The organism is Acinetobacter sp. CAU_H_78 (assembly GCF_058599365.1).
Genome location: NZ_CM178652.1, coordinates 1,346,034 through 1,361,187, shown reverse-complemented (window position 1 = coordinate 1,361,187; position 15,154 = coordinate 1,346,034). Strand labels below are relative to the sequence as shown.

Genomic DNA, 15,154 nt, shown 5'->3' with positions numbered 1-15,154 from the left:
ATGTGATGTCTTTCCCATCTGTCATGTGTACCTGAGAGCTTCGGTGACTGCATCATAGCTGTATGCAGCAACCTTCCCCCTTCGGTGAGTGATTCAACACTTCTCTCCAGAGTTTAATATATTATTGCAGTCCTTTTGCCTGAGAGTTTCCTGGGACCTTGCTCCTTCGGCGAATGCAGTAGCATTTCTCTCCTGCAATAATATTTTTATTATCCTGAGCAATTTATATACCATCTTATCGGGGACTACAGTTTTTTATTTATGTTAATTCACGTGATTTAAGTGGTAACGCTACTTTCAATAAATTTAGAAGAAATAACACTATCTATTTCAAATGAATCTTAAGATTTTAATTTGGTTTTTTGCCTCATTTTCCTACGTCATGCTCCAATGCAAGGCATTTAAGAAAAGCAATAAAGTTAATAATTGCTTAGGCTATTTTCGGGATTAGTTTACGAGAAGACTCTCAATCTATGACCAGATTTCAGATCCTAAAATTAAATTAAGCAGGAAAGAATCAACATGAGAGATCCTGCCGCGACTACCGTTTGCATACTGATAATACTGGCCATGAACTGGCTATCTCCTCCATAGACACGCGTCAGTACATAAGAAGCTGAAGCGGTAGGTAAAGCAAAAAACAACACCAGTACCTGTGTGGTTAGAGTATCAATGTCAAATAATTGGCAGACAAAGAATGCAGCAAGCGGCATTCCTAATAAACGTCCAAAAGTTGCCAGGCCCAATGGTAAGATATCTCGCTGAAAGCCTTGGAATTGTAAGGCAGCCCCCACACACATCAAGCCAAGCGGCAAACTGCACAAAGCAATCTGTTTTAGAAATAATTCAAACCCGGCCCAGAGTGACAAGCCTGAAAGATTAAATAGGCCTCCAACAAGAGAACCTAGAATTAAAGGGTTCTTTAACAAATCAATCAGGATTTTGAAGATCTGCATATCTGAACTACGGGTAAATGCCAGTACAGACAAGATATTGACCAGCGGAATACATAACACCATCACTACGGCGAAAATGGTCATGCCCTGCTGATGAAATAAAGCATTCACTGCTGCAAGTCCGATATAGGTGTTAAAGCGCAGAAGTGCCTGTACATAAACCCCAAAGCGTGCATAGCCAATCTGATAAATCTTGCGCAGCATATAAAGAGCAATACTGACCACCGCCATAAGGCTAAAGACCACCAGAACCACATCTTTAATGACTGCCATTTCAATATTGGCTACGGCCAGATTTAAAAACAGCATGACTGGAAACAGGACAAAATAATTGAGTTTTTCTGCCCCACGCCAGAAACTATCTTCCAGCCATTTCCTTTGTTTTAATACATAGCCCAAAGTAATCAGGCCAATAAGCGGAAACAGTACAGTGAAGATAGTCTGAAACATTGAACAACTCATGATATGGGTTTTGCGGCAATCGCATCCAATTCAATTGCCTGTCAATGAGCAAGGATACAACAACCGACTCGTTTCAGGATAAAAATAGTGGAAAATTCAATGGATAATAAATAAAAAACACTCTCGCTGGCTTTAATTAAAATACGCTTTAAATCCAACTTTTATCTTTTGCAACATTTAGTGCATCATTTTTTAGTCTTTCAAGCTCCTCATAAACCTTTGCATCAAGCTTCGGACAGACTTTTTCAAACTTAACTTTTAACAAATCTAGGCTTCTTAAGAGCATCCTAAAAATAAGTCTCTCACGGCCTAAATCATCTGTTGCCTTAAAAGTTGTTGGATCAATCCTTAAACGGAAATCCATATTTCTACGTTTAAATGAATAAAAAATACGTTCATCAAAACTATCATTTCCCATCATAATTTCAATGCACTTCCATTTATCTATCGGAATATCATACGACTTATTTTGTAGTTGAGCATTCAAGACATTTTCTACTGCGTTACGTGCTTTATTTTCGAGATCAAGATGATATTCTGTTAACACTTCCCTACTTAATTCAGCACTTAACCATACTTCCATTCATACATCCTGTCATTATTCTTATTAAACACACTTAGAATCAAAAATAGATTCACATAACTTCATAAATCTTTTCGAGACTCTTTTCTAAGATCACCAGATTTAAATCTACTAAAGGTTGTCCAACATCTGCATCCAGTGGATAACTGTCTGTTTCGCCGGTTTGGTGATAACCACGACGCTCATAATACGCGATTAATTCAATGCGAACATTAAGAACAGACATTCTAAGTTTTTTGAAAGGTATTTTTTCTCTGGAGTATTGTTCAGCGAAATCTAACAATATTCGGCCATAACCTGAATTTTGCCGGACTGGGTCAATAGCAAAACTGCCGATTTCAAAACAATCTGGGAGGTGTGTCAAACCAATACAACCCACTAGTTGGTCATCATTTTCCAAGACATAAAGTTCAACATCAGGCCGTGCTAAAAGCTCACTTAACTGAGCCTCATTAATTCGATTACCTGAAACAATGTCATGTTCATGCGTCCAACCCAAATTTGATCGATAAGCTGTATTGATCAACTTAACAATGCTTTGAATGTCCGTAGCTTGGGCTAAACGAATATTGTTATTTTTAATTCTATAAATAAAAAAGCCAGACCGAAGCCTGACTTTAATTTCATTTGCTTCTATAAAGCAAATTATTTAGGTTCAATTGGCTCAAACGGCGCAATGACATCGGCATTTTGTGCACGATGACGCATGAAGTGATCCATCAAAACAATTGCTAGCATCGCTTCAGCAATTGGTGTTGCACGTACACCCACGCAAGGATCATGACGGCCTTTGGTCAGGACATCCGTATCTTCACGATTAATGGTAATGGTTTTACCCGGAGTCGTGATGGAAGCCGTTGGTTTCAACGCAATCGAAACACGAATATCCTGACCGCTAGATATACCACCCAAGATACCACCAGCATGGTTCGCCAAGAAGCCATCTGTTGTGAGTTCATCGCGGGTTTCATGACCGAACTGCTCAGCGACACCAAAACCATCACCAATTTCCACGCCTTTCACGGCATTAATTGACATCATGGCATGGGCAATATCAGCATCTAAACGATCAAATACTGGTTCACCCCAACCGACTGGAACTTTCGAAGCGATAATTTCAAGGCGTGCGCCACAGCTTGTGCCTTGCTCACGTAATGAAGTTACCAATGCTTCAAAGCGCGGCACCGCATCAACATCACCACAGAAGAACGGGTTATTTGGCACTTCATTCCAGTCTAGTTTTTCTGCTTTTTCAGTACCGATTTGGGTCACATGACCACGGATTTCAATACCAAATTTCTCAAACAGGAATTTCTTGGCAATCGCACCTGCTGCTACACGCATCGCAGTTTCACGCGCACTCGAACGGCCACCACCACGATAATCACGGAAACCATACTTCTGGGTATAAGTATAATCTGCATGACCCGGGCGGAAAGTTTGCGCAATATTGCCATAATCTTTTGATTTCTGATCCGTATTACGGATTAAAAGACCAATTGAAGTACCGGTAGTTTTACCCTCAAACACACCGGAAATAATTTCAACTTCATCTGGCTCTTTACGCTGCGTTGCAAATTTTGAAGTGCCCGGCTTACGACGGTCCAGATCCTTTTGCAAATCAGCTTCAGACAGTTCAATCCCTGGTGGAACCCCATCAATAATGGCCATTAAGCCAACACCATGAGATTCACCACAAGTCGTTACACGGAAGAGTTGCCCTATACTATTACCTGCCATGTCAACGACTCCTTATGAATTAACAGATTGAATGAATAAATCACGATATTGACGGCATTGGGCTGCAGTCAGTGCAAAAATACCTGAACCACCACGTTGGAACTGCAACCAGTGAAAATCAACGGTATTGAAGTTTTGCTTCATCGCCCATTCAGAGTTACCCACTTCAATCACGATTAAACCATCTTCAGTCAGGTAATCAGCTGCTTGAGCCAGCATCTTACGTACTAGATCCAGACCGTCTTGACCAGCAGCCAATGCCAGTTCTGGCTCATGATGGAATTCATCAGGAAGATCAGCCATATCCTCTGCATCGACATATGGAGGATTAGATACGATTAGATCATATTGGTTTTCAGCTGGAATTTTAGCGAACAGATCAGATTCAAGTAAGGCCACTTGGTACTGTTTACTGTGATGTTCACAGTTAATCTGCGCCACTTCCAAGGCATCTTTAGAAATATCAGTTGCATCCACTTCCGAATCCGGGAAAGCATAGGCCAATGCAATCGCGATACAGCCAGAACCGGTACACATATCCAGAATGCGTTGTGGAGTTTTTGGATTCGGGTTTTCTGGCAGGTTATTTACTGCTGCGCCCATTTCACCATTTTCAGTCAGGCAATAAGGAGCAAAGCGGTTTTCAATCAGCTCAACAATTGGCGAACGAGGAATTAATACACGTTCATCCACATAGAATGGCTTGCCAAAGAAATAGGCCAGATTCAATAAATAAGAGGTTGGAACACGTTCATTAATGCGGCGTTCCAGCAAGCTCAAGAACTCAGCCACTTCGCTTGGCAATAATTTAGAGTCCAGAATTTCAGGATCTGCATTCCAGTCTAGTGACAAGGTTTGTAGAACGAGCGCTGAACTTTCAGCAAAATAATCTTCTGTACCTTGACCTAAGTGCGCATCGTATTGACGTAATGCTGTAACCCCAAAACGAATAAAATCACGAATGGTAGTTAAATTTTCAGCGGCTTCCTGCAAATGTTCAGGGCTAATAGTCGGTCGATCCACTTAAGGCGTCTCCAAGGTCATTTTTTAAAACGCCTTATGATACCTTGTTTTGAGGTCTTTTATAATGCCAAAACCATGAAAAACCCGAATTCTCCATGGTTTATCAATGACAGATCTTCTAGATTTCAGACAGATTAGAATCCTACTTTTTAAGATTTATCACTATTTCCGGAAGGATTTATTAACTTAAAACCAGTTTAAGTACCGGCACGATAAGAACGCGATTGATACAAATTCGCCTGATCTTTTACCATCTCCAGCGCACATTGACCCTGTTTAATCTGGGCATATTGGGTATTCATAGTCAGCTTGCATTGCTGTGACAGTTTGCGTTCCCAGACGGTATGCTGATCACGAATATTATTACGATAGCCAGCATTCAATTTCAGATAAGTCTTATAGTTTTTCTTTAGACGTTTGTTCTGTGCTTTTAATTCTTTTTTCACACATTTCTGCAGTTTAGCTGTATTGCCATAACTAAAGTTCATGCACTGGGTATATTCCTGAGAATAACCTGTGGCAGCCTGAACCTGTAATGCCACCGTCCCCAAACAACCTGCCATTAACAAACATGCAAAACGCATAATATCCCCTTCACCAAAACTGGCTTGTTTCCAATCAATATTGAATAATGAATCTTGTTTAAATTATTGCCTGATACTAACTTAGTCCTCGATAAAATCCTATATTTTTCTCGCTTAAAAAGATGTCACAGTTCTTTGGTTGAAACTTGATTTTATGGCCGCATATAATTCGGCAATGATGTCCAAACGAGTCCAGATCTTATGAGCTATAAGCACAACAATCTTATGGCCATGCGCCAGAACTACTGGAATGACCAGTTATCCAGTCAGGTGCAGCAGGAAAAGGTATTTTTACAGACCACGTTAATGCAGCAAGGTGTATTTAATAGTGCGACTTTGGAAGATGCCAAATACCTGTTTTTCAGCTTGCCAAGCATCATTATTGTGAAGGGTTATGCGCTGGGTTTTATGCATGAAACAGTCCAGAACCTAATTCATCAACATATTCAAACAAATAAACAACAGTTACAACAACGATCTGAATTAAAAATTCAATTTCAAATGTCATAATATTCACCCTACACTGGTCAAAACGGCAAGCGATATGCTCTTGCCGAGATTTTCACCGTGAATTCAGCGGCTTAAACTTTTTTAATACGTGCAGACACGGTAATATCCACTACAATGATTTATTCCGCTTTATGCTGATAAAAGGATTGAGTTTACATGTCAGATCAGAACGATAAGCTTAAACAATTGAAAACTTCCTCAATGGATCGACGCTTATCGATCGCAAAGGCATCTTTGCTGGCAGGTACGCGCTGGGCAGCATCCAGTGCGGGTTCAATGTTCTCGAGCGAAGAAGAAAAAGAAAGAAGACGCAAAAAAGCCATGAAAGAGCAGGCCGATTATCTGGTTGCAGAAATTGGCAAGCTTAAGGGTTCAATTGTCAAAATTGGTCAGATGATGGCCTTGTATGGCGAGCATTTTCTGCCAGAAGAAGTCACTCAAGCCTTAAATACATTAAATAATAAAACAGTCGCTTTGGCTTGGCCGGCGATCAAAGCCCAATTACAGCAGCAATTAGGTTCCAAGCTAGATGATCTGACAGTTGATCATGAGCCCTTAGGTACTGCCTCTTTGGCTCAGGTGCATCGTGCGGTGCGTAAGTCAGACGGTATGGAGCTGGTGCTTAAAATCCAGTACCCGGGTGTAGCTGAGGCTATTGATTCTGATATGAGCCTGTTTAAGAACATGCTCAAATTGACCCGTATGGTGCCGCAAACCCGTGAATTTGATCAATGGTTTGATGAAGTTCGCGAGATGATGCATCGTGAGGTCAATTATAAAATCGAAGCAGATACCACTCGCCGCTTCTGTAAACGTCTACAAAATGACCCGCGTTATATCGTACCGACCATCATCGATAACTATTGTACTGACCGTGTTCTGTGTATGACCTTTGAACGTGGTGTACCCATCAATAGTCCAGTGATGCTGTCTCTACCACAGGAACGTCGTAATAAACTGGGTGAAGCTTCCCTGGAAATCGCTGTACGTGAGATTTTTGAATGGGGCGAGATGCAGACTGACCCAAATTTCGGCAATTATCTGGTACGTTTAGGTGATGGCGAAAATATTCAGGACAAGATTGTACTTCTTGACTTCGGTGCAATCCGTCAGTTTGACCAGCATCTATTAAACGTTGCACGTAATCTGATCCAGGCCGGTTATCATCATGATTCAGACATGATGGTGAAAGCCATGACCGGTTATGAATTCTTTGATTCTATTCCGCCTAGCATCAAACCGGATATGGCGAAAGTCTTTCTGCTAGCCACAGAAGCCTTCAGCTCGCCAATGAACAATAAAGACTTGCCGCCAGGCGTGATGGATGAACATGACCGCTATAACTGGAAAAAAAGTCAGCTTCATAGCCGTGTGATGCAGCAGGCTTCTAAATCCATGGCTTCACGTTATTTCAGTGTACCGCCTAAAGAATTTATGTTTATCAGCCGTAAGTTCATTGGCGCTTATACCTTCATGACGGTAATTGATGCGAAAACTAATGTACGCGCAATGATTAAACGTCATCTCTAATCGACTAAGTTATTATTAGCCTTATATAAGACCCGGATGATTTTGTCATTCGGGTCAATTTTTGATAAAAACCAAATTTTTCTTATTTTATTTTTCTATTTATTTTCAATATTTTAAATTTATAAATTCTCTCTTTATTTTAATTATAAATTGACAATGATTCATGTCATTGATGACATGGTTTTTTCTAGAGCTGCATGTCAACATCAGGCAAATAAGATAACACCCCGTAGGATAATTAGAATGAACAATATGGTGAACAAAGCACAAGGATTTGGCTTGTCCATCCTGACCAAAGTGGCTGGAAGTGATTTACTCGACCAATTAAAGCTGCGTAAATTTTTAGAAAAATCTCTTTATCAAAGTTCCAAAGCAGGTTTTAAAACACTCAGCCAAACTCAGAAAATTCTGAAATCTGGTCAGAAAATTCAAAGACAACGTTTACCACATCAGTCCAAATCCCTGTTTGATCTGAATCTGACTGAAGAACAGCAAATGACCTGCGAGGCGATGCAGCAGTTTGCCAGCGAAGTTCTTTATCCTTTGGCACATGATGCAGATCATCATGAAATCTTCCCAGAGGAACTCTGGCAATATTCAACTGATCTGGGTCTTAATTTTTATGCACTGCCTGAAGCTCTAGGTGGCGTAGCTGCAGAACAGAATATCGTCAGCAATGTCCTGATGGCTCAACAGTTGGCTCAAGGTGATTTCAGTCTGACCGCTGGTCTGCTTTCTACCTTTAGTGTGATTAATGCGATTACCTGTTGGGGTTCAGAACAGGTTCAGACTGAGTATTTGACTGCATTTGCCGATGATCCGCATCTTAAAGCTACCTTCGCAGTACAGGAAGCAACAGCTGCCTTTAATCCTTATCAGTTAAAAACTCAAGCAACGTCGAATGAAGATCACTATTTAATTAATGGTGAAAAAACCTTGGTGATGCTCGGAGAAAGTGCTGATATCTATCTGGTCAGTGCAGATCTAAATGGCAAAACCGAAGTATTTATTGTGCAACGCAATAATACCATCACTGCGCAAAAATCTCCGGCTATGGGCCTGAAAGCCACTGAAACCATGAACCTCAAATTTAATAACACACCGGCACAACGCCTGGGAGATGACGATTTTGATTACACCGCTTTTCTTGATCTGGGCAATTTAATGTGGTGTGCCATGGCGGTCGGTACCTGTGAAGCAGTTAAAAAATACTGTGTGCAATATGCCAATGAACGGACAGCCTTTGGCGAACCGATTTCTCATCGGCAAAGTGTAGCTTTTATGATTGCAGATATGGCGATTGAAATTGATGCCATGCAAATGCTAATCCTGAATGCCGCCAGTCTGGCAGAATCTGGACAGGATTTTCATCGTGAAGCTTATTTAGCCCGTCTGCTCTGTGCAGAAAAATCCATGAAAATTGGCACAGATGGCGTGCAGATCCTCGGCGGACATGGTTTCACCAAGGAACATCCGGTAGAACGCTGGTATCGGGACTTAAGAGCAACAGCAATCGTACATTCTGGCCTTCATGCCTGAGCAAAGAATAAGGAAAAAATAAATGAACTTACAAAATCCTAAAAAATTCAAATTGCTGATTGATCAGGCACATGAAGTTGCTCTAAATGTACTCCGCCCTATTTCACGCAAATATGACAAAGCTGAACATGCTTATCCGAAAGAGTTAGATATGCTCGCTTCTGTCGTCGATGGCATGAACCAAGGCAGCGAAGGCATGAATGCGGGAGCTGCGGTCAATAAACGCGGTGATAATAATGAAAGCAATAAAAATGGCGTAAATATGTCCACTGCACTTAGTATTGTCGAAATGTGTTATGGCGATACCGGACTGCTTTTATCCATGCCGCGTCAAGGTTTAGGAAATTCAGCCATTGCTGCCGTTGCTAATGATGAACAGTTACAACGCTTTCATGGTATCTGGGCAGCGATGGCGATTACTGAACCAGGCTGTGGTTCGGATTCAGCTGCCATTCGTACCACTGCCATTAAAGAGGGTGATGACTATATCCTCAATGGTGAAAAAATCTTTGTCACCTCTGGCGAACGTGCAGATGCGGTTGTAGTCTGGGCGACTTTAGATAAAAAACTTGGCCGTGCTGCGATCAAGTCCTTTGTCGTACCCAAAGGTACGCCTGGCATGAAAATCGAGCGTCTGGAACATAAGCTGGGCATTAAAGCCTCGGATACGGCTGCGATTAGTTTTATTGATTGTCGTATACCTGCTGCTAATTTGCTTGGATATGCTGAAATTGATGTGGCCAAAGGTTTTGCTGGGGTCATGGAAACTTTTGATAATACCCGTCCACTCGTTGCAGCGATGGCAATTGGATGCTCTAAAGCTTCCTTAGAAAGAATTAAGGAGATTTTTAAGGATCAGCTAGATCCTGAGTACAATACGCCTTACTTACAAGCATCGAATATTGCAGCGCAAATTTACCGAATGGAAGCCGAATGGGAAGCAGCCCGTTTATTAATGTTGAAAGCTGCGTGGATGGCGGATAACCGCAAGCCTAATTCTCGTGAAGCTTCTATTGCTAAAGCCAAGGCAGGTCGTATCGCGAATGAAATCACTTTGAAGTGTGTCGAATTAGCAGCATCTGTAGGCTATAACGAAGCAGAACTTTTAGAAAAATGGGCACGTGATTCCAAGATTCTAGATATTTTCGAAGGAACTCAACAGATCCAGCAACTGATTATTGCCCGACGTGAACTAGGTAAATCTTCAAGTAAATTAAAATAATAAAAAACTGGAAATACCGCTTCATTAAAGAATGAATCAACAAAAAGGATGGATTTTTTATGATTTTCGGACTATAAAATTTCCATCCTTTTTTATGTCATAACCTATGTATTCTATTCGTCCTATACAACCTCAAGATAATGCTCAAATTGCCAAAATTATTCGTGAAGTTTCCGTAGAATTCGGGCTTGCAGCAGAGACCGGCTTTGCTGTCGGTGATTCAATCCTGGATAACCTGTATGAAGTATATCAACAGCCAAAAGCAGCTTATTGGGTCATTGTCGATGAGCAGGATCAAGTCTTTGGTGGTGGAGGTTTTGCGCCATTACAGGGGGATCAGAGTATTATAGAAATACAGAAAATGTATTTCTTACCCATTATTCGTCGTTATGGATTTGCAAAACAGATTTTAAATCTGGCTTTTGACTTTGCTCGTGAGCAGAACTTTAAACGAATCTATCTTGAAACTACTGCAAGTCTTTGGCAGGCTGTGAAGCTTTACGAAAAATTAGGTTTTGAACATCTCGATCATCCCGAAGGCAATACGGGTCATAGTGCAGCTTGTGAAATCTGGATGCTAAAAACTTTAGACTAAGCTATCTTGTGCATCCAAATATATACACTTTAAAGAAGAGCCAGAGATACAAATTCGGCTGCTAACTAGCTTTTCTTTAAGCAATTCTTCATAAAAAATTCATTATTCAACAAAATCTAAGTTGTCTTTGTAAACAAATCATCTAATTTCTTGACGATTTTCATACATCTTCCTAAGATCAATCTAATTTTAAAAATACAGGGAAGCTGAAAGTTGTTGGGCAAATTTTCTAGCAAAAACTATTCATTATTAAAGGTCTTAAATCCTACTACTTTAAAAATTGGGATGCTTGGCTTAAGTACAATATTAATAAGTGCTTGCTCCTCACTAGGAGGTAACTCCTTAGAAAAACGCTCTGCTAAACTGTCTCAAGGAATTCAGACTGCATATGCTGTGCCTGCGACAACTGCTACTCGCGTTTCACCTTTAATTATTCAGAATGCCGAAAGACATAGTCTAGATCCTTTGCTGGTTGCAGCCGTGATTCGACAGGAATCTACCTATCGCAGTCAAGTCGCTTCACCTGCAGGTGCTGTGGGTCTTATGCAAATTGTTCCGCGTTATTGGCAATCTACATGCGGACCTGATTTATTTAATGAAGCAGTCAATATTGGATGTGGGAGTTATATTCTTTCACGTTATCAGGAATCTAGTGGCAGCCTAGAAAAAGCGCTGGGTTATTATAATGTAGGCCCTACTGCCTATGAGAAAGATCGGAAAATGCGTAAACAAGGCAAAAAATATGCTAAAGAAGTTTTAACACACCAGAAGCAACTTAAAAAATCCATGTAAGTTTTATAATTTTAGTATCTAAGGCTTAAATTTATTTAAGTCTTTTTATCTTATTTTATTAAATCCCACGCATAAAAAAAGCCCCCTGCGTGAGCAGAGGGCTTTTTAGGAATAATGAGCTGGCGATGACTTACTCTCACATGGGATACCCCACACTACCATCAGCGCTAAGAGGTTTCACTTCTGAGTTCGGGAAGGGATCAGGTGGTTCACTCTTGCTATGGTCGCCAGCACAACTGGTATGCTTACTCGCTATGGTCTTATCTACGTTGCTTGCGCTTCATTTGCCTAGCTTTCTTCAAATAGAATGCATTAACAGATGTATCTGAGTTGCAGTAGTTTGTTCGATTAGCTTAACTAAATCAAGGCTTCGTCTGATCGTTAGATCAATATGAAATCAATTGATGCTTTATATACAACTGCTTGGGTGTTGTATAGTCAAGCCTCACGAGCAATTAGTATTGGTCAGCTTCATGCATCACTGCACTTCCACATCCAACCTATCAACGTCGTAGTCTTCAACGGCTCTTTAGGAGACATAAAGTCTCGGGGAAATCTTATCTTGAGGTAGGCTTCCCGCTTAGATGCTTTCAGCGGTTATCCCTTCCGAACATAGCTACCCGGCGATGCGACTGGCGTCACAACCGGTACACCAGAGGTTCGTCCACTCTGGTCCTCTCGTACTAGGAGCAGATCCTCTCAAATTTCCAGCGCCCACGGTAGATAGGGACCGAACTGTCTCACGACGTTCTAAACCCAGCTCGCGTACCTCTTTAAATGGCGAACAGCCATACCCTTGGGACCTGCTTCAGCCCCAGGATGAGATGAGCCGACATCGAGGTGCCAAACACCGCCGTCGATATGAACTCTTGGGCGGTATCAGCCTGTTATCCCCAGAGTACCTTTTATCCGTTGAGCGATGGCCCTTCCATACAGAACCACCGGATCACTAAGACCTACTTTCGTACCTGCTCGACTTGTGGGTCTCGCAGTTAAGCGCGCTTTTGCCTTTATACTCTACGCGTGATTTCCGACCACGCTGAGCGCACCTTCGTACTCCTCCGTTACTCTTTAGGAGGAGACCGCCCCAGTCAAACTACCCACCAGACATGGTCCTCGCTCCCGATCAGGGAGCAGAGTTAGAACCTCAATATTACCAGGGTGGTATTTCAAGGACGGCTCCATGGCAACTAGCGTCACCACTTCAAAGCCTCCCACCTATCCTACACAAGTAAGATCAAAGTTCAATGTCAAGCTGCAGTAAAGGTTCACGGGGTCTTTCCGTCTAGCCGCGGGTACACCGCATCTTCACGGCGAATTCGATTTCACTGAGCCTCTGCTGGAGACAGCGCCGCCATCATTATGCCATTCGTGCAGGTCGGAACTTACCCGACAAGGAATTTCGCTACCTTAGGACCGTTATAGTTACGGCCGCCGTTTACTGGGGCTTCGATCAATAGCTTCGCTTGCGCTAACCACATCAATTAACCTTCCAGCACCGGGCAGGCATCACACCCTATACGTCCACTTTCGTGTTTGCAGAGTGCTATGTTTTTAATAAACAGTTGCAGCGGCCTGGTTTCTGAGGCTGTCAACAGCTCAAGGAGCAAGTCCCATCACCATCAACAGCGTACCTTCTCCCGAAGTTACGGTACCATTTTGCCTAGTTCCTTCAGCAGAGTTCTCTCAAGCGCTTTGGTCTACTCGACCTGACCACCTGTGTCGGTTTCGGGTACGATTCCAGTGTAACTGAAGCTTAGAGACTTTTCCTGGAAGTATGGTATCAGCCACTTCACCAGTAAACTGGCTTGCTATCAGATCTCAGCATAGAGCACCCCGGATTTGCCTAAGATGCATGCCTACTTCCTTCTACCTGGACAACCAACGCCAGGCTGACTTAACCTTCTCCGTCCTCTCATCGCATTACACTGAAGTATTGGAATATTAACCAATTTCCCATCGACTACGCCTCTCGGCCTCGCCTTAGGGGTCGACTCACCCAGCCCCGATTAACGTTGGACTGGAACCCTTGGTCTTTCAGCGAACGGGTTTTTCACCCGTTTTGTCGTTACTCACGTCAGCATTCGCACTTCTGATACCTCCAGCATGCTTCTCAACACACCTTCATCGGCTTACAGAACGCTCCCCTACCACTTGCAATAAATTGCAAATCCGCAGCTTCGGTACATAGTTTTAGCCCCGTTACATCTTCCGCGCAGGCCGACTCGACTAGTGAGCTATTACGCTTTCTTTAAAGGGTGGCTGCTTCTAAGCCAACCTCCTAGCTGTCTATGCCTTCCCACATCGTTTCCCACTTAACTATGATTTAGGGACCTTAGCTGGCGGTCTGGATTGTTTTCCTCTTGACTACGGACGTTAGCACCCGCAGTCTGTCTCCCGGATAGTACTCATTGGTATTCGGAGTTTGCATCGGTTTGGTAAGTCGGGATGACCCCCTAGCCGAAACAGTGCTCTACCCCCAATGGTATTCGTCCGAGGCGCTACCTAAATAGCTTTCGGGGAGAACCAGCTATCACCGAGTTTGATTAGCCTTTCACCCCTATCCACAAGTCATCCCCTGGCTTTTCAACGACAGTGGGTTCGGTCCTCCAGTTAGTGTTACCCAACCTTCAACCTGCTCATGGATAGATCACCCGGTTTCGGGTCTATACCCAGCAACTAAACGCCCTATTAAGACTCGATTTCTCTACGGCTCCCCTATTCGGTTAACCTCGCTACTGAATATAAGTCGCTGACCCATTATACAAAAGGTACGCAGTCACCACACAAAGTGGCTCCCACTGCTTGTATGCATGCGGTTTCAGGATCTATTTCACTCCCCTCACAGGGGTTCTTTTCGCCTTTCCCTCACGGTACTGGTTCACTATCGGTCAGTCAGGAGTATTTAGCCTTAGAGGATGGTCCCCCTATATTCAGACAAGGTTTCACGTGCCTCGCCCTACTCGACATCATCATATCAGCCCTTTCGTGTACAGGACTATCACCCACTATGGTTGCACTTCCCAGAGCATTCCACTAAAACTGATATGACTTAATGGGCTGTTCCCCTTTCGCTCGCCGCTACTGAGGGAATCTCAATTGATTTCTTTTCCTACGGATACTGAGATGTTTCACTTCTCCGCGTTCGCCTCATAAACCTATGTATTCAGTTTATGATACCGACCTTATAGCCGGTGGGTTTCCCCATTCAGACATCTCCGGATCACAGGATATTTGCCGCCTCCCCGGAGCTTTTCGCAGGCTATCACGTCTTTCTTCGCCTCTGACTGCCAAGGCATCCACCACATGCACTTAATTACTTGACTATACAACCCCAAACAGTCGTTCATCCCTACAAGTAGGATGAGCAACAGATTGTGATGATTACTCATCACTCTCATACAGTTGGCATCTCGTAGATTTAACTACTGTACAGCTTCAATTAGATTCATATACCAAAACGCTTGATTCAGTTAATTTCGCTAGTTCTCATTCAATCACTTCAACTTCACAACCGAAGTCGTGTCGTTTCCGCTCTTTCATGAGTATGAACAAATTATTTCAACTCAAATATATTCTGTTAATGATTTAATGCATCCTCGTCGGACTGCATTACTG

The 15,154-nt window shown here is 42.5% G+C and carries 12 protein-coding genes, 2 rRNA genes and 1 riboswitch; of the genes, 6 read left to right on the top strand and 8 right to left on the bottom strand.

Features of this window, described 5'->3' with window-relative positions; all coding sequences use genetic code 11:
- Positions 1–117: 117 nt before the first annotated feature.
- A riboswitch (glycine riboswitch) is annotated at positions 118–205 on the bottom strand.
- 292 nt (positions 206–497) lie between these two features.
- The 6 genes from AC4MCD_RS06685 to AC4MCD_RS06660 all read right to left on the bottom strand — a co-directional run bounded on the left by AC4MCD_RS06685 (position 498) and on the right by AC4MCD_RS06660 (position 5,348).
- Entirely contained in the window at positions 498–1,406 is a 909-nt protein-coding gene (locus AC4MCD_RS06685) for an AEC family transporter (RefSeq protein WP_419364488.1), read from the bottom strand.
- Positions 1,407–1,566: 160 nt separating this feature from the next.
- Entirely contained in the window at positions 1,567–2,001 is a 435-nt protein-coding gene (locus tag AC4MCD_RS06680; RefSeq protein WP_419364489.1) for an Imm44 family immunity protein, read from the bottom strand.
- 52 nt (positions 2,002–2,053) lie between these two features.
- A complete protein-coding gene (locus AC4MCD_RS06675; protein WP_419364508.1) occupies positions 2,054–2,584 on the bottom strand; it encodes a GNAT family N-acetyltransferase in 531 nt (176 codons plus the stop codon).
- A gap of 62 nt (positions 2,585–2,646) precedes the next feature.
- Entirely contained in the window at positions 2,647–3,741 is a 1,095-nt protein-coding gene (aroC, locus tag AC4MCD_RS06670; RefSeq protein WP_419364491.1) for a chorismate synthase, read from the bottom strand.
- A 12-nt stretch (positions 3,742–3,753) separates the two neighbouring features.
- Positions 3,754–4,764, bottom strand: a complete 1,011-nt coding sequence (gene prmB, locus AC4MCD_RS06665; RefSeq protein WP_291358685.1) for a 50S ribosomal protein L3 N(5)-glutamine methyltransferase — start codon at positions 4,762–4,764, stop codon at positions 3,754–3,756.
- A 197-nt stretch (positions 4,765–4,961) separates the two neighbouring features.
- Positions 4,962–5,348 carry a lysozyme inhibitor LprI family protein gene (locus tag AC4MCD_RS06660; protein WP_419364493.1) on the bottom strand — a complete coding sequence of 129 codons (387 nt, stop codon included), beginning with the start codon at positions 5,346–5,348 and terminating at the stop codon, positions 4,962–4,964.
- Between the two features lie 201 nt (positions 5,349–5,549).
- Here AC4MCD_RS06660 and AC4MCD_RS06655 point away from each other — a divergent pair, with 201 nt between their 5' ends.
- The 6 genes from AC4MCD_RS06655 (at position 5,550) to AC4MCD_RS06630 (ending at position 11,536) form a co-directional block, all read left to right on the top strand.
- Positions 5,550–5,858 (top strand): hypothetical protein, encoded by a 309-nt coding sequence (locus tag AC4MCD_RS06655; protein ID WP_166138211.1) that lies wholly within the window; start codon positions 5,550–5,552, stop codon positions 5,856–5,858.
- Positions 5,859–6,014: 156 nt separating this feature from the next.
- Positions 6,015–7,388: an ABC1 kinase family protein gene (locus tag AC4MCD_RS06650; RefSeq protein ID WP_005235905.1), complete on the top strand. Its 1,374-nt coding sequence runs from the start codon at positions 6,015–6,017 to the stop codon at positions 7,386–7,388.
- Positions 7,389–7,640: 252 nt separating this feature from the next.
- On the top strand, positions 7,641–8,927 hold the full coding sequence (locus tag AC4MCD_RS06645) for an acyl-CoA dehydrogenase family protein (RefSeq protein ID WP_419364510.1): 1,287 nt from the start codon (positions 7,641–7,643) through the stop codon (positions 8,925–8,927).
- A 22-nt stretch (positions 8,928–8,949) separates the two neighbouring features.
- On the top strand, positions 8,950–10,149 hold the full coding sequence (locus tag AC4MCD_RS06640) for an acyl-CoA dehydrogenase family protein (RefSeq protein WP_419364496.1): 1,200 nt from the start codon (positions 8,950–8,952) through the stop codon (positions 10,147–10,149).
- Positions 10,150–10,255: 106 nt separating this feature from the next.
- Complete coding sequence (locus tag AC4MCD_RS06635; RefSeq protein ID WP_419364498.1) at positions 10,256–10,744, top strand: GNAT family N-acetyltransferase; 489 nt, start codon at positions 10,256–10,258, stop codon at positions 10,742–10,744.
- A gap of 285 nt (positions 10,745–11,029) precedes the next feature.
- The gene (locus tag AC4MCD_RS06630) at positions 11,030–11,536 is read left to right on the top strand and encodes a lytic transglycosylase domain-containing protein (RefSeq protein ID WP_257224643.1); all 507 of its coding nucleotides are present in this window, start codon (positions 11,030–11,032) and stop codon (positions 11,534–11,536) included.
- 117 nt (positions 11,537–11,653) lie between these two features.
- Here the strand turns inward: AC4MCD_RS06630 and rrf are convergent.
- Positions 11,654–11,768 (bottom strand): 5S ribosomal RNA (gene rrf / locus AC4MCD_RS06625).
- 202 nt (positions 11,769–11,970) lie between these two features.
- Positions 11,971–14,862: ribosomal RNA gene (locus tag AC4MCD_RS06620) — 23S ribosomal RNA — on the bottom strand.
- Positions 14,863–15,154 lie beyond the last annotated feature (292 nt).